The organism is Mesorhizobium sp. WSM1386 (genome assembly GCF_055901595.1).
The window spans coordinates 2,057,709-2,073,329 of sequence record NZ_CM148373.1 but is presented as its reverse complement, the minus strand read 5'-3'; the positions used below and the strand labels follow the sequence as shown (position 1 = coordinate 2,073,329).

At 62.4% G+C, this 15,621-nt stretch carries 10 protein-coding genes and 1 pseudogene; 3 read left to right on the top strand and 8 right to left on the bottom strand.

The window, feature by feature from the left end:
- Positions 1–129: 129 nt before the first annotated feature.
- The 6 genes from AC0NIH_RS10120 to AC0NIH_RS10095 form a co-directional block, all read right to left on the bottom strand.
- On the bottom strand, positions 130–288 hold the full coding sequence (locus AC0NIH_RS10120; protein ID WP_023765683.1) for a hypothetical protein: 159 nt from the start codon (positions 286–288) through the stop codon (positions 130–132).
- Positions 289–430: 142 nt separating this feature from the next.
- The gene (locus AC0NIH_RS10115; RefSeq protein ID WP_473468739.1) at positions 431–658 is read right to left on the bottom strand and encodes a hypothetical protein; all 228 of its coding nucleotides are present in this window, start codon (positions 656–658) and stop codon (positions 431–433) included.
- Between the two features lie 288 nt (positions 659–946).
- Entirely contained in the window at positions 947–1,774 is an 828-nt protein-coding gene (locus tag AC0NIH_RS10110; protein WP_473468737.1) for an SDR family NAD(P)-dependent oxidoreductase, read from the bottom strand.
- A gap of 96 nt (positions 1,775–1,870) precedes the next feature.
- On the bottom strand, positions 1,871–2,362 hold the full coding sequence (locus AC0NIH_RS10105) for an acetone carboxylase subunit gamma (RefSeq protein WP_473468736.1): 492 nt from the start codon (positions 2,360–2,362) through the stop codon (positions 1,871–1,873).
- Positions 2,359–4,563 carry a hydantoinase B/oxoprolinase family protein gene (locus AC0NIH_RS10100; RefSeq protein ID WP_473468734.1) on the bottom strand — a complete coding sequence of 735 codons (2,205 nt, stop codon included), beginning with the start codon at positions 4,561–4,563 and terminating at the stop codon, positions 2,359–2,361. Before AC0NIH_RS10100 ends, AC0NIH_RS10105 begins: the two co-directional genes overlap by 4 nt.
- A gap of 14 nt (positions 4,564–4,577) precedes the next feature.
- Entirely contained in the window at positions 4,578–6,707 is a 2,130-nt protein-coding gene (locus AC0NIH_RS10095) for a hydantoinase/oxoprolinase family protein (protein ID WP_473468788.1), read from the bottom strand.
- A 157-nt stretch (positions 6,708–6,864) separates the two neighbouring features.
- Here AC0NIH_RS10095 and AC0NIH_RS10090 point away from each other — a divergent pair, with 157 nt between their 5' ends.
- A complete protein-coding gene (locus AC0NIH_RS10090) occupies positions 6,865–7,656 on the top strand; it encodes a helix-turn-helix transcriptional regulator (protein ID WP_473468731.1) in 792 nt (263 codons plus the stop codon).
- 42 nt (positions 7,657–7,698) lie between these two features.
- On the opposite strand, the pseudogene AC0NIH_RS10085 reads toward AC0NIH_RS10090, so the two are convergent.
- Positions 7,699–8,740: pseudogene (locus AC0NIH_RS10085) on the bottom strand (proline racemase family protein).
- 14 nt (positions 8,741–8,754) lie between these two features.
- The gene (locus tag AC0NIH_RS10080; protein ID WP_224688643.1) at positions 8,755–9,459 is read right to left on the bottom strand and encodes an SDR family oxidoreductase; all 705 of its coding nucleotides are present in this window, start codon (positions 9,457–9,459) and stop codon (positions 8,755–8,757) included.
- Between the two features lie 212 nt (positions 9,460–9,671).
- On the opposite strand from AC0NIH_RS10080, the gene AC0NIH_RS10075 reads away from it, so the two are divergent.
- On the top strand, positions 9,672–10,400 hold the full coding sequence (locus AC0NIH_RS10075; RefSeq protein ID WP_352710015.1) for a response regulator transcription factor: 729 nt from the start codon (positions 9,672–9,674) through the stop codon (positions 10,398–10,400).
- 310 nt (positions 10,401–10,710) lie between these two features.
- The gene (locus AC0NIH_RS10070; protein WP_474025201.1) at positions 10,711–15,594 is read left to right on the top strand and encodes a DUF5801 repeats-in-toxin domain-containing protein; all 4,884 of its coding nucleotides are present in this window, start codon (positions 10,711–10,713) and stop codon (positions 15,592–15,594) included.
- The last annotated feature ends 27 nt before the right edge of the window (positions 15,595–15,621 follow it).

The window sequence follows — 15,621 nt, the reverse complement described above, 5'->3', positions numbered from 1 at the left end:
AAGAGCGGGAGATTGAGGCGGTCAGGATTGTAAATGTCCACAAGGCATTCGGGGAGCGGTCGGTGGCATCGGCCAGCAATCCAGAACCAGGCTGCCCAGAACCGGGCTGCATGAATCCAGCGACTGCAGCTACTTTTTAATGATGTTTCCGTTGCGCAGGTCGAAGGCTTCGGAACCGCGGGTCTGGCGGTAGAAATCATCCTGCAGTTCGCCCCATTCGCCAAGAAAGGCACCGCACTTGCTGCAGTGAATTGGCGTCGACTCCTCGGCGTTGTCGGGAATGTCCATCTGGATAGTCCCGCATACCTTGCAATCGAGTTTGTCGTCCAGCCGGCGTTCCATTTTCCAAGGATTGCGCATTTTCAGTCAAGAGCCAATTGTTGGTTTCGTACCAAGGAACATAGACCAGCGCCAAACCTTCGGCCATCGATCACTCACGAGAGTCAAAAAGGACGGCTAGGCCCAGTTCCCGTGCCAGATCGACGATCTTCTCCGTCAACTCGTCATCCGTATCTTGCAAATAGGGCGCATCCCTGCGAGCGGCCTCTATTGCCGCTTTGACCGAGACGATATCGCCATATCGCGCACTTCGAAGCTCTGATACCAGAAACTCCCTAGCGGTACCGACGGGTCTTGTTGCCCATCTGGCGATGCTCATGCGGTTCCTCCCATCACCCTCGGCTTCATCTTGATCCCGTCCAAGACGCCGATCAATCGATGGTACGATTCCGTACCAAATCGCTCAGCTATAAGAAGGCAACGGCGGCACGGCATCGGCCGGGCCTTGGTTTGAGTGTCGCGAAAGTTGCCCACGCGAAATTGTCCGGCGAGGCAATCGCGATCTACGAAAGGCTGGCTTAGTCATCGCACTTTCCGCAGCGGTCATCATGCTGCCTATCCACCGGCAAACCGCTGACCCAAGATCGATCGGATCCTCGCGTCGGCGTTACCACAAAGCGCCGCCGGTCACCTGGATGTTCTCCATGGTGATGCCCCTGGCGGCGTCCGAGCACAGGAACACCGCGAGCGCCGCGATTTCCTCCGGCTGCAGCATGCGCTGCTGCGGGTTGCCGCGAACGATTTCGGCCATGGCTTCCTCTGGCGTGCGGCCCTTGCCCTCACGCTCGACCACTTGCGCGACGTTGCGGCGCATCAGCTCCGTCTCCACCCAGGTCGGGCTGATCATGACGCAGGTGACGCCGTGTGCGACCCCTTCCAGCGCCACGCAGCGCGTCAGCCCGAGCAGGCCGGCCTTCGAGGCGCAATAGGCAGGATTGTCCTTCCAGCCAACCAAGGCCGCGGTGGAGCCAATGTTGACGATGCGACCCCAGCCGCGTCCGATCATGCCCGGCAGCACGGCGCGTGTGACACGGAAGGCACCCGTAAGATTGGTGTCGACGATCTTGTCCCAGAGTTCGTCGGAATGCCCCACGACCGGCTGCTCGGCGGTGGTGCCGGCGGCATTTACGAGAATGTCGGCCGGCCCGATCGTCGCCTCCGCCTCGGCCACGAAGCGATTGCTGAGATCGCTATCGCGCACGTCGAGATGCGCGGCGTGGACGCTTGTGCCATGCGCCGCCAAAGCCGAACGCACCCGTTCGATCTCGCCGGCGCCCGGATAGTAGGCGGCATCGGTCCGGCCCGGGCCCGGCGCGGCCACGTAGGAGCCGACGGCGACGTTGGCCCCGGCCCTGGCAAGCGCGGTGGCGATGGCGAAGCCCATGCCGGAAAAACCGCCGGTGACGATGGCCCCGCGGCCCGAGAGGTTGGTCATCGAACTGGATCTCCGCAATCAAACCACAAGGCAGTCGCCACCGACCGTCATTTCGGAAGCCGCGACGACCTATCCAAGGCCCGGCAACCGGCCTGGTCAAGGCTGCAGCGGCTTGCCCAGCCATTCGCGATAGAAGCCTTCGAGGTCCGGCTCGAAATCATGCACGATTGGGTAGCCGGGCGCGGCCGCTTCCACTTCGTGCATGGTCCCGCACTGCGGGCAGATGAATTCGCGGATCTCCATCCACTGCGGATCGGGAATATCGCTGTTGGGATAGATTTCGCGCAGCGTCTCCTCGGTGTTGCGCACGATGATCGCCGCCTTCAGCTTCCAGTTCTTGCGATAATCGCCGAAGGAGTGGCCGCACTCACAACGGGTCACCCGCTCGTCACCGCTCTGGCAGATGAACAGATGATCCGAGACCGGCAACAGGATCGGGTCTTTCCAGCCGACCCGATCCTGCAGCACCGCGACGTATTTGAAGAAGCGGTCGTCGTCCTTGTAGGCGCTCATGACGCGGCGCGTCTGCGGCCAGGGCAGCGTGCCCGCGACAAGATCGGCGATGACTTCCTTGCTGTACGAGGTCATGGCTTTTCTCCCGGCATGAAGATCGATCTGGCGTCGACGTTCCAGAAATCGCTGAATTCCCTGGTGAAGCGCGAGGAAAGCTTGATCGCGCTGGCATACATCTTCTTGACCTCGGGCGCGAAGTCGGCCTTTTCGACCCGGCCGCGCTCGGTGGCGATCCACTCCGACACCGGCTTCGCCTCGGCGAGCCGCCTGGCGCGCATCTCGGCGCGGTGACGCTTGGTGGTCTCGATGTTGGCAACGGGATAGCCGTCCCCATCCTCGTCGAGGATGATGCCGAAGATGCCCTCGGCCGCTTCCTTGGTGAGATAGCCGTTCTCGACATCCAACGCCGTCTTGAGCGGATCGCGCTCAAGCACGTCGCCATAGCCGCCACCGCCATTGTAGGAATGGGTGAAGATGTCACCGGTCTTGTGCGGCGCGGTGATGTAGGGGCCCTCCATCGTCACATGCTCGCCCTGCAGCCGCAGTTCAAGCTCCGAGCGATGCGGGTTGGTGCCGGTGTGGTGCGCCAGCGGTGCCCTTTTTTCGGCGAGTTCGAAGATGTTGGAGTTGCGCACCGCGCGATGCTTTTGGCAGGTCGGCGCCGGATAGCCGCCGCACATGCCGCCATTATCGAACACGCGGGACGAATGCTCAGACGTAACCAGCCTGAGATGGTCGGTCTTGCTGACCAGCCAGGTCGACAGGAAGGAACAGCCGCCGCGATACTTGCCGGCGCCGCCGGAATTGGGAACGATCGAGCGGCCGATATAGACCATCGGCATGTTCTGTTCCCAGATCTCGATATTGCCCATGTCGGATTCCGGGTTCCAGCCGACATAGGCGGTGTCGAGCCCATCCTTGATCGCCAGCGCGCCGGAACCGGCGGCCGCGCATTCGAAATGCGCCATGCCGAACAGCTTGCCGTACTGGCTGGTGCCGCCCATCTCGATCATCGGGCTGTTGACCTGGCCGACGAAGGCTTCCTCGACAAAGCCGCGTCCGATGAAGGAGCGCGACAACAGCCGCTGGAACACGCCATAGGCCGGAAGCAGCAAGGCCCATGAGGTGGCGGTCGCCACCATTTCGTTGTCCGGGTTGGTCCATGTGCCGTGCGGCAGTTTCAGTTCGGTCGCCATCCAGGCGCCGTCATTGACCAGTCCCTCGAAATTCATGTGCTGGGTGAGCGTCACGAACATGCCGCCATCCATGCCGGCCGGAGTGCAGTTCATCGAATGGTAGCCCCAGGGCTGCGTGCCCTCGAAGTCCATGATGATCTTGCCGTCGGTAGTGATCTCCATCTCGATCGGGATGTTGTAGAGCCAGTCGGGGTCGCCGAGCGGCTGGTAGCCGGGCTTGCCCGCTGTGACGTGGCCGTAGAAAGTGTGGCCGCGGTAGATACCGGGCACAGTGAGCTGGCGCGTGCGGGCGAGCTGGGCGCGGCGGCCTTCTTCGATGAACTCCTTCGACACCTTCATCCAGTAGTCCAAGCCGATCTCGTCGATCAGCGCCTTGACGCTTTCGCGCATGTCGATGCAGGAGGCGACCTTGGCCTTCTCGTCCAAGACCCAATAGATCGGCATGCGCAGATTGCGCTCGCAGCGGATGACATAGTCGCGGCGGATCTCGTCGTTCTCGCCGACCTTCTCGGCGCAGACGAACAGCCCTTCCGTGAAGCGCTCCTGCGCCAGCGCCACGTCGCCGCCGGGCGTGATGCCGCCGGCCTCGAGCTCGTGGCAGACCGCGCCCGCCCAGCCGACCAGTTTGCCCGAGTGGAAGATCGGCACCACGTCCATCACATCGGGCACCTGCACGGTGCCGATGAAGGCGTCGTTGTTGGCGAAGATGTCACCGTCGCGGATGCAGGGGTTTTCCTCATAGCCCTGTCTGATCATCCATTTTATGAAGCGGCTCATCGTGTGGACATGCACCATGATGCCGTTGGAGAGCGCGATCGCATCGCCTTCCGGCGTGTAGATGGCGACCACCATCTCGCCGACCTCGCGCACGCCCGGCGAAGCGGAGATACGGCGGGCCATCTCGCGGGCAGAGACACAATAGGCGCGCAGCTTGGTGTGCAGCGTCTCGAACTTGAGCGGATCCTGGTTGCGCAGCGAAAGTTCCGTGATGCCGTCGTAGCAGCCGGTCTCTTCCATGAGCCGTTCGGATTCGATCAGCCGTTCGCGGATGCGGAGCGCGGAGGCGGGTTTGTCCAGCATGGCGTTCGCCCTTCTCAAGCGTGGGTGTAGTGCAGCAGCGTCCATTCATCGACATGGACACGGTCCTGCGGGTGAACGACGAGCGTTGTGGCGGGATGTTCGATGATAGCCGGGCCGGTGACCTCGTGGCCGGGCTGCAACAGATCCATCTCGTAGAGATTGGCCTTGTGCCAGCGGCCGCCGATATAGGCCTCGCGCACACCCTTGTGGGCGGCTGCCGGATCCGACTTGCCGAGCGGACGCTTCAAGAGCACCGGCTTGACCTTATCGGCGGTGGCGATGAGCCCGAGTTCGGTGATCGAGAAGCCGGCTTCGCCATAGCGCGAGACGCGGTGGTTGACCTTGGCATAGACGGCCTCGAATTCGTCGATGACCCTGCGCATATCGTCGGCCGAACGGATGGCCGAGAGCGGCGCCATCACCTCGACATCCTCGAGCTGGCCGGTATAGCGCATCATCAGGAACGGCACGGTCTTGATCTTGTCGCGCCCATGGCCGTCCTCGATCATCTCGTCGACGGCTGCCTTGGTGAGATCGTCCCAGACATTGGTGACCTTCGTACCGAAGGCCATCAGTTCGTCATCGCTGGCGCGCGCGCCGATGTCATGCTGCGTCGACACCGAATGGCGGCGCATGAAATCGGCCGTCGTGCAGCCGAAGGCCGAGAAGGCGGCGGCAAACTGGAAGGTGATGATGTCCTTGAAGCCGATTCCCCTGGAGCAGCCGGCCAGATGCAGCGGGCCTGAACCGCCATAGGAGAGCAGCGTGAATTCGGAGGGGTGGATGCCCTGGCCGGAGATGACGCGCCGCAATGCATTGTTGGCGTCGGCCTCCAGCATGTCGATCATGCCTTCGGCGGCCTCCTCGACACCCACGCCGAGCAGGCGCGCGCACTTTTCCTCGAAGGCCGCCCTCGCCTTCTCGACCTGCAGCACGACCTTGCCGCCAAGGAAGTAATACGGGTTGAGGCGGCCGAGAATGGCATCGCAATCGGCGATGGTGGGTTCGGTGCCGCCCTTGGCGAAGCAGATCGGGCCGGGATCGGAGCCCGCACTTTCCGGCCCGAGCGAGACCTTCTTGGTCAGCGGATCGACCTTGAGGATCATGCCGGCGCCGGCGCCGATCGTGTCGAGGTGCAGCGTCGGCACGTTGAGCTTGAAACGGTCCATCAAAGGCTCGTTCTCGATCCGCGTCTGGCCGCGCGTGATGACGCCCATGTCGAAGGAGGTGCCGCCCATGTCCGAGCAGATCAGCGAGTCGTTGCCGATCAGCTTGCCGACATAGGCCGCGCCGAGAATGCCGCCGATCGGGCCGGAGATCATGGTTTCGTGCAGGCGCGGATGATTGATCGAGGTCAGGCCGCCGAAGGACAGCAGCGTCTGCACGCCATATTTGAAGCCGTATTTCTTCGAGACGTCCTCGATACCCTTGAGCTGCTTGCGGCCGCGCGACGTCGCGTAAGCCTCGATCAGCACCGAGTTCAGCCGTGACTGTTCACGGATGACCGGGCGGACTTCGTGGCTGGTGTAGACGGTGATCTCGGCGCCGGCCTTTTCGATCTCCTCGCGGCAGATCTCGGCGATGCGCTTCTCGTGCACGGCATTGACGTGCGAGAAGATCGTCATGATGCAGATGCCCTCGACCTTGTCGGCGATCAGCTTCCTGGCGGCGGCAGCCACCTCATGCTCGTAGAGCGGCAGGATGATGTCGCCGAACTGGTCGATGCGCTCCGTGACGCCATGGGTGCGGCGGCGCGGCACCAATGGATCGGGATGATGATGGGTCACCGCATGCAGCCGGTCGGCGTAGGAATAGTCGGCCCAGGCCTGCAAGCCGCGGCCCATCAGGATCATGTCCTCCAATCCCTTTGTGGTGATCAGGCCAAGGCGGCGGCCGGTGCGCGACAACAGGGTGTTGAGCATGCCGGTGCCGGAATAGAGCACGACGTTGACGCCGGAGAAGAGCTGCTCCAGCGAGATGCCCCAGGCATCGGCCGCGTCCTCGGCGGAGGCCAGGAAACCTTCGGCCTCGTTCTTCGGCGTGGTCGCCGACTTGCCGATCTTGAAGTGACCGTCCTGATCGACAAGGATGGTGTCGGTCATGGTGCCGCCGGCGTCGATGCCGATGACGATTGGGTTGCCAATGATCTGGGGGCCGACGATGGGGCCGATGGGATTGGGTTGGGTCACGATCGCCTCGGAATGTGGTCTGGGTTGAGGCAAGGCTAGAGCTCTTGGGCGGTCTCGCGCCATATGCCAAAAGACACAATGACGGTCGGGCCGGGATCGCCGAGAAAAGGGCATGCGCATGGGCAATATCTGGGCGCCGCTCGCCAAGGCGATCGCCGCCACCGGCACGGACAGGCATGTCGACTGCCTGATCGACCTGATCGGCGCCGACATCGAGCACGACCTTGTCACCGTGACGCGCTATTCGGCGACGCAGACACCGGAATTCGTCAAGCACCGGCGCTTCTCGGACGAGATGGTGCAGCGCTATCTCGCCAGTTACTACGTGTTCGACCCGTTCTACGCCTCGTGGCGGCGCGAGCGGCGGCTTGGCATCATGCCGCTGAAACGGCTTGCCGACGACGAGGCCAAACGCGGCCAGTACATAGCTGGCTTCCTGGCGCAGTCGGAAATCTGCGACGAAGTCGGCATCATGCTGGCGGATGGCGGCGACTGGTGTCTCGGCATCTTCCTCGACCGTTCGAGCGCCGCTTTCAAGGACAGCGAGATCGCGCGGCTGGAAGAGCGGCTGCCGGTGTTCGCAGCCCTGCACGCACTCGACATAACCGCGCGCGGAAACGAATTTTCCCGCACATCGGTGCCGACAGGGCCCGGCGCTTCGCCGCAGCAGAAGCCCAGCATTCCGGCCAGCCTCTGGCCAGAGCTTTCACAGCGGGAACGCGAACTCGTCCAGCTCGTCCTGGCCGGACATCCGACCGCCAGCATCGCCGAGCGTCTGGGGATCGCGGTCGGCACGGTCAAAAACCACCGCCGCCGCATCTACGAAAAACTCGACATCACCACCGAGCGCGAATTGTTCCTGCAGTTCTTTCAATCGCGGGCATCCCGGTTGAATGGTCCCTGAGATTTCGGGCTACACCGAACCTGTTTCGACGCCGCTGCACGCCTATTGCTTGACCGAGGTGGAAGTCCCCCATGTGTCCGACAGCACGTAGCCTTGCGGGTATGGGTCCGTCGGATCGAGGTAGTAGGCATGCTCGCCGGTGATCCAGGCTCGGCCGGTGATTTCCGGAACGATCGCCTTGCGGCCGCCAATCTCCGTCAGCTCCACAATCTTGCCGGTGAAGCGCGAGCCGATGATCGATTCGTGGATCAATACATCGCCAACTCCCATCACGCCACGGGCGTGCAGCACGGCCATGCGGGCCGATGTGCCGGTTCCCGTCGGGCTGCGGTCGGATCGTCCCGGCGAGACGATGCAGGTGTTGCGGGTGACATTGCCGGGACCCTTGAACGGCATGGCGAACTGCACGATCGACACGCCGCCGCACATGGTCGAATTCCGGATGCACGACATCAAGCTGTTCGCGAGCGGCCCGTCGAACCTTCTCGCCCATCACCGCCAGCTCGCGAGCCTCGTCGGGGGCGACCGAGAAGCCGAGCGCCCTAGCATCGACGATCGCGTAGAACATGCCGCCATAGGCGACGTCGATCGTGAGCGTTCCCAGCCCCTCGACCTCGATGTTGGCATCGAGACGTTCGGCGAAGGCAGGCGCATTGCGCAAGGTGATCGACACGCATTTGCCGTCACGGCATTCGGCGCGCACGTCGATGACGCCACCCGGCATGTCGAGCCTGAAGCGCGTCTCGGGCTCCAGCATCGGCACCATGCCGGTCTCCAGCAGGACCGTGGCGACGCAGATCGTATTGGAACCGGACATCGGAGGGTATTCCGTCGGCTCCATGATGATGGCGCCGGCGACGCAATCGTCACGCGTCGATGGCACGAGCAGGTTGACGTGCCGCGCGACGCTGCCGCGCGGCTCGCAGATCAGCATGCGCCTGATATGGTCGTGATCACGTTCCATCGTGATCATCTTCTCCATCATCGTGCGGCCCGCCGGCGGCAGCACGCCGCCCACGATGACGTCGCCGACCTCGCCTTCGGCGTGGCAGCCGACGACACGAATGCTGGCTTTGGTGCGCATTGTTGAAGCCTGTCCTAGACGGCGCGCGTTATGCCGCCATCGACGCGGATGTTCTGGCCGGTGATGTAGGCCGCGCCGTCCGACGCAAGGAACGCGATCGTGGCGGCGATTTCCTGGCTGGTGCCATAGCGCCCCAACGGCACGCTGTCGCGACGTTCCTCGGTTGCGGGCAGGCTGTCGATCCAACCTGGAAGAACGTTGTTCATGCGAATGTTGTCACCGGCATAAGTATCCGCGAAGATCTTCGTGAAGGAGGCCAGTCCGGCACGGAAGACGGCAGAGGTGGGGAACATCGGGCTCGGTTCGAACGCCCAGGCGGTGGAGATGTTGACGATGACGCCCGATTTCTGCTTCTGCATGATTGGTGTGACCAATCGCGTCGGACGAACAGCGCACAGGTAATAAACGTTCATTGCGTCATGCCAATCCTCATCGGTAATCTCGAGGATGGGCTTTCGTGGGCCGTGGCCAGCGCTGTTTACAAGCACGTCGACGCGGCCCCACCGCTCGACAGCGCCATCGACCAGCCGCTTGAGATCGTCATTGGATTGGTTCGAGCCGGTGACACCGAAGCCGTCGAGCTCCTTTGCCAACGCTTCCCCTTTGCCTGAGGACGAGAGAATCCCGACCTTGTAGCCGTCCGCAGCAAGTCGACGGGCGGTCTCCGCGCCCATGCCGCTTCCGCCAGCGCTAACCAACGCAACTTTTTGTCCGGTCATCGTACTTCCCTTCGGCTATCAACTCTCATGCATTTTGCGAAACTGGGCGAAGTTCTGACACATCGCCGTGGGGATGGCTAAACAGAAATCGGCCGTCGTCCAATAGGAAACTATCGAATGACTCAAATGGCTGAACGGCTCGCCTCGGGGCATTCGCGCCGGCAGGGTCTGACAGCCTCGGACATTATAGCTGAAGGTATATTAGGAGTTTCTTGACAAACTGGTTAACCTCTGGTTTCCTGATTTTGTGGGTATTTAATAAGTTCGTTGCGTTTTTTACGGACGGTGTTCGCATGTCAACGTTGGTTGTTGCGGACCCGCGGGGGGTATATCTCGCCGGTCTGGAGTGGGTGTTGCGCAAGGCGGGACACGATGTTGTCGCCGAATGCAACCGCGCGGTTGATGTTCCCCTTCATGTGGAGCGTCACCAGCCTGATGTTGCCATCGTCGGCGTGGATGCAATCGACCCGCAGACGGCCGGGCTCTCCTCGCGGCTGAGAACCTGCGGCAAAGCTCTCGGCATCATCTTCATCGTGCAGCCGAACAGCGGCCTCGGCGTCAAGGAAATACAGGCGCTCGACGCTGACGGACTGCTGCTGGACGGCATCAGCAACCACTATCTCGTCGACTGCGTAAATGCGGTTGCGAGCGGCAGAAAATGGATCGACAACAAGATCCTCCTGCATCTGCTGATGCCGGAACCACAGAGCCAGCCCATGTCCAGGCTGACCGGGCGGGAGACCGAAATCGCCGATCTCGTCTCGCGCGGATTGCGCAACAAGACCATCGCGCAGCGGCTGCATGTCTCGGAAGGCACGGTGAAGATGCACCTGCATCACGTTTACGAGAAGCTGCAACTCGGCGGCCGGGCGGAATTGGCCTGGGTGGCGCATAACAAAGGTGGCGACCATCCAGGAACGCGTCACTCCGGCCTGCTCTGACCATCGCTTGCAACAGCCATCGATAATTGATGCCTTCAAGCCGGAGAGCCGCCTGACAGCAGCGGCCGTAATACCGGCACGACCGCCTGCAGCAGCCTGATCTATCGAAGGATATATATCGTTCGATCAGGTGTGGGCATTCACCCTAATACTATCGAAACGCGAATGGACGCGCCCTCTGCGCCGACAACACAATGGTCAATTGAAAACCGCAAATTCAATGCGCGTGGGGTAGGCCTGGGGCAGGTGCATTTCTGCGTTGCTGGATGTGCGGATCGTTAGAAGCGACCTTACCAAGGGGGTAACGATCATGACCACCACCATCGACATCAATGGCACGCTGACGCTCGACCAGACTTCCGGAGCTCAGTCCGGCGATACGGCCATCAGCAGTGATCTCACCGGACTTTCGACGGCGTTCAAGGACTTCCTCAATGGGCTAACCGGCGACCTGCAACTGTCGGCAGGCCAGCTCGCCTTTGCCGATAATGTCGAGGCCGCCGTCAGCGGCGCCGGTCTTGTCACCGTCAATCCGGACGGCGCAACGATCAGCAAGCTGTTCTTCTCCGACGGCAGCGGCGCCCCGCTCGACGGCGACCAGGTCATCTTCAATGGCAGCCCGCTGCTGACGGTCGATGGCGGCCAATCAATCTATCTGCATTCCTATGCAAACGGAACGATCGTGCTGGCGACCACTAGCGCCACCGAAGGCGTCGGCGATGTCGTCGCCGCCTTCTATCTGAACGCGGCAGGCAACAATCTCAGCGCCAGCGTCGAGATGGTGACCTTCCAGGCCATTGCCCACCCGGACAGCACCAACCCTGACGACACCATCGACTGGACCAATCTCCTCAATGTCTCGGCGACGGGCTCCACATCCTTCAATTTCGACAATCTCGCCTCGGGCAACAATCTGTTCGTGGCAGTAGGCACATCCGGCGCGGGTCTGGTGGTGAGCGGCATACACCCGGTCATCAAGGCCGACGGAACGCTCGACAACTCAGGCGACAACATCAAGACCAGCCAGGGCGGCATCGGCGCCACCATCGGCGTCAACAACCAGATGTTCGACCCGGGTGAGACGGCCGTGTTCAGCTTCGTCAAGGGCCAGGCACCGGGCACATACGGCGACATCGACAACATGAGCTATACGGACTTCATCGACGTCACTGACGCCAAGCTCTTCATCTCCCAGACCGAGGGCACTCCGAGCACCAATTTCACCGTGAAGATCGGCGCCTTCAGCGCCGGTGGCGCTTCGACCAGTCCCGAGGCGGGCCGCAGCTACATCGACAACAATCTCGCCAGCGGCGCCAATCTGGGCAACGACGGCGTCGCACAAAGCGCGCTTGCCGACGACACGGCGGTCGCCATTGTTCGCGTCATCATCAGGGATGGCAACGGTGTGGTGCTCACCACTGCGAATATTGGCGACCTCAACAACAGCTATGTCACCTTCAACCAGAACGGCACGATAACCGCACAGCATCTCAACGATGCCTATACGGTGCAGTGGTTCACCGACAACAGCGGCACACAGGCCGTGGAGACCTTCAACCGCTTCCAGGCGACGGCGGTGGTCGGAAAATTCGACGTCGGCCGTGTCGACCTGTCGCAAGGCGTGACCGTCACGGAATCCGTCGGCGACAAGCTGCACACCAATGATGACGGCCCGACGGCGGCCTTGACCGAGAACGCGGCCAAGGTACTGCATGACGAGACCTCCGGCGTCGATGCCAATTCCAACGACCAGTCCGGTGCGGCTCCAGCCGCCTTCACCGCGCTCGGCACCGTGCTTGGCTGGGCGGCCAGCGCTTCCGCCGTGGTCACGCCGAACTCCAGCTTCGGCACCGACGGACCGGGCACCCAGACGCTGTCGCTCGGCGTCAGCGGCGCCAATGCCGATTCCGGCTTCGATTCACTCGACCACCACAACATCCTGCTCAATGTCGAGGGTGGCCTCGTCGTCGGCCGCGTTGACGTCAACAACGACGGCAACACGACGGGCGAACCCATTGCCTTCGCCATCTCGATCAGCCAAGGCGGCATCCTCAGCATCGCGCAATACATCGCCATCGCGCATCCGGACGGCACCAATGCCAACGACGTCGCGACGATGCTCGACAGTGCGCTGCTTGCCAAGCTCCACACCACCGACGGTGACGGCGACACCAGCGACACCAGCATCGCCATCGGGGACAAGGTGCAGATCAGGGACGACGGCCCGACGGCGGCTCTGACCGAGAATGCAGCCAAGGTGCTGCATGACGAGACGGCTGGCGTCGATGCCAATTCCAACGACCAGTCCGGTGCGGCTCCAGCCGCCTTCACCGCGCTCGGCACCGTGCTTGGCTGGGCGGCCAGCGCTTCCGCCGTGGTCACGCCGAACTCCAGCTTCGGCACCGACGGACCGGGCACCCAGACGCTGTCGCTCGGCGTCAGCGGCGCCAATGCCGATTCCGGCTTCGATTCACTCGACCACCACAACATCCTGCTCAATGTCGAGGGTGGCCTCGTCGTCGGCCGCGTTGACGTCAACAACGACGGCAACACGACGGGCGAACCCATTGCCTTCGCCATCTCGATCAGCCAAGGCGGCATCCTCAGCATCGCGCAATACATCGCCATCGCGCATCCGGACGGCACCAATGCCAACGACGTCGCGACGATGCTCGACAGTGCGCTGCTTGCCAAGCTCCACACCACCGACGGTGACGGCGACACCAGCGACACCAGCATCGCCATCGGGGACAAGGTGCAGATCAGGGACGACGGCCCGACGGCGGCTCTGACCGAGAATGCAGCCAAGGTGCTGCATGACGAGACGGCTGGCGTCGATGCCAATTCCAACGACCAGTCCGGTGCGGCTCCAGCCGCCTTCACCGCGCTCGGCACCGTGCTTGGCTGGGCGGCCAGCGCTTCCGCCGTGGTCACGCCGAACTCCAGCTTCGGCACCGACGGACCGGGCACCCAGACGCTGTCGCTCGGCGTCAGCGGCGCCAATGCCGATTCCGGCTTCGATTCACTCGACCACCACAACATCCTGCTCAATGTCGAGGGTGGCCTCGTCGTCGGCCGCGTTGACGTCAACAACGACGGCAACACGACGGGCGAACCCATTGCCTTCGCCATCTCGATCAGCCAAGGCGGCATCCTCAGCATCGCGCAATACATCGCCATCGCGCATCCGGACGGCACCAATGCCAACGACGTCGCGACGATGCTCGACAGTGCGCTGCTTGCCAAGCTCCACACCACCGACGGTGACGGCGACACCAGCGACACCAGCATCGCCATCGGGGACAAGGTGCAGATCAGGGACGACGGCCCGAGCATCGGGGCAAATGGCACAGTGCCAACGGTCGTGGTCGATGAGTCCGACTTCACGACAAACGGTGGCCCGACAGATTTCTCGAGCATCTTCACACCGCAAAGTGGTGGTGCCGACGGCACAGCGGCGGTCGCCATCACCTTTGCACTGGCCGCGTCCGGCGCGTCAGGTCTCACCGACACTCTTACCGGTCAGTCGGTCGTTCTGTCGACAGTCGGTGGGGTGGTTTTCGGCAAGAACGGCGACGGCGACACGGTGTTCACGATCAGCGTGGACGGCAACGGTAACGTGACGCTTGACCAGTCCCGCGCCGTGGTTCACCCGACCAGTGACCCGAACGAATCGGTGTTCATGTCGAACGCAAACCTCGTCACGCTGACGGCGACCATCACCGACCGCGACGGGGACACGGGTAGTGCCTCGGTCAACATCGGCACGGCGTTCGAGTTCAAGGACGACGGCCCGACGATCACGGTGCCGTTCGACGGCGACCAAAACGCCGGCAACGGTAACGGGACCCATGAGACTCTGGCTAACACGCTCAACGCGTCGGTCACAGGAGCCTTCGGGTACGACATCGGCCATGACCTCTTCGCGGTCTACGACGCCACGCACTCGGACTTCGCGAGCATATCGCTGTCCGGCAACGTCACCGGCCTGGTGCCGAACACTCCGACCGCATTCGCAACCTCGAGCGTTACGCTCGTGGCGGGGTCGGAGACTGCCACCTCAGCGACGTTCAACTGGGCTGCCACTTACGATGCTAACCCGGACTTGGCTGGCGTTCAGCCGGGGACGATCGCCGGTACGCTTAGCTTCAACAAGACTGCCGACACCTACACCATCACGTTGAGCGATACGGCGGATGGCTTCACGAAGGACCTACTCCACACCTCGGAGTTGCTTTCCAAGGAGCCCATCGGCAACACGGGTCACCCGAACGTCGTGGTCGAGAAACTTTTCGATGCGTCGACGACACCCGAACAGACCGACAAGGATTTCTTCGTGCAGTTCACCGGCAACTCAAACCCCAACGGGAGCCCCTTTGGGTTCAACGGGACGGGTGACGGTAGCCCGATCGCCGGCGATACTTTTTTCAACGCCGGCCAGCAAGTCACCAGCAACTTCGAGGACTGGGTTTCCGCAACCCAGACCACGAACGGTGTTGCGGGCGACACGATCCAAAAGGGCGAAGCGCTTACCCTCCGATTCTTCGAAACCACGCCGGGCATCACGACCGACGACGGCCACATCGCCCCGACCCAGACGGCCAACGATATGGCCATCGAGTTCGACGGTATCGGCAACTCCGAGGACCTGATGCTGGTCCTTAACCTCGTCAACCTCGGTTCAGACGGAGCGTTTGGGGGTTCCGGCACTGCGGCAGACACCTTCACCACGAAGGCGATGTACGTGGAGAACCAGGACATCTATAAGGCCAGCACTCCGGGTGGTGTGCCCTCCCCGTACACCAACGAGTTCTCGCTCGACAACAACGACGGTCTCGTGATCGTCGAGCGGAACGACTATAACAGTGCCGGCGAGAACTGGGTGCTTCAGGGTGCCCAGATCATGCAGTCCGGTAACGGTCTGACCGGTCCAGACAGCGTACCGGGAGGTGCGTTCACGGAACTGGCAACGGCGCTCAACCTGCAGAAGGCAGTCGGCGCAAACGGTGGCAGCACGACCATCGCCCTTCAGAACTGGGACCCGACGGACAACGATGTGCTCAAGATCACGGACATCGCTTTCACGGCGACCCAGACCGTGACCCCGGACGCGCACCTTAATTTCGCAGTCAACATTCATGACGCGGACGGCGATGTGACCGGCATCAACAACATCTTGGTCGACGTCGTCTGACCGACACCGCACCAGGGGAGGCAGCTC

Bases quoted from the DNA above. Each gene is read 5' to 3' on its own strand.
- AC0NIH_RS10120 (WP_023765683.1), bottom strand. From the start codon at position 288: ATGGACATTCCCGACAACGCCGAGGAGTCGACGCCAATTCACTGCAGC.
- AC0NIH_RS10115 (WP_473468739.1), bottom strand. From the start codon at position 658: ATGAGCATCGCCAGATGGGCAACAAGACCCGTCGGTACCGCTAGGGAG.
- AC0NIH_RS10110 (WP_473468737.1), bottom strand. From the start codon at position 1,774: ATGACCAACCTCTCGGGCCGCGGGGCCATCGTCACCGGCGGTTTTTCC.
- AC0NIH_RS10105 (WP_473468736.1), bottom strand. From the start codon at position 2,362: ATGACCTCGTACAGCAAGGAAGTCATCGCCGATCTTGTCGCGGGCACG.
- AC0NIH_RS10100 (WP_473468734.1), bottom strand. From the start codon at position 4,563: ATGCTGGACAAACCCGCCTCCGCGCTCCGCATCCGCGAACGGCTGATC.
- AC0NIH_RS10090 (WP_473468731.1), top strand. From the start codon at position 6,865: ATGCGCATGGGCAATATCTGGGCGCCGCTCGCCAAGGCGATCGCCGCC.
- AC0NIH_RS10080 (WP_224688643.1), bottom strand. From the start codon at position 9,459: ATGACCGGACAAAAAGTTGCGTTGGTTAGCGCTGGCGGAAGCGGCATG.
- AC0NIH_RS10070 (WP_474025201.1), top strand. From the start codon at position 10,711: ATGACCACCACCATCGACATCAATGGCACGCTGACGCTCGACCAGACT.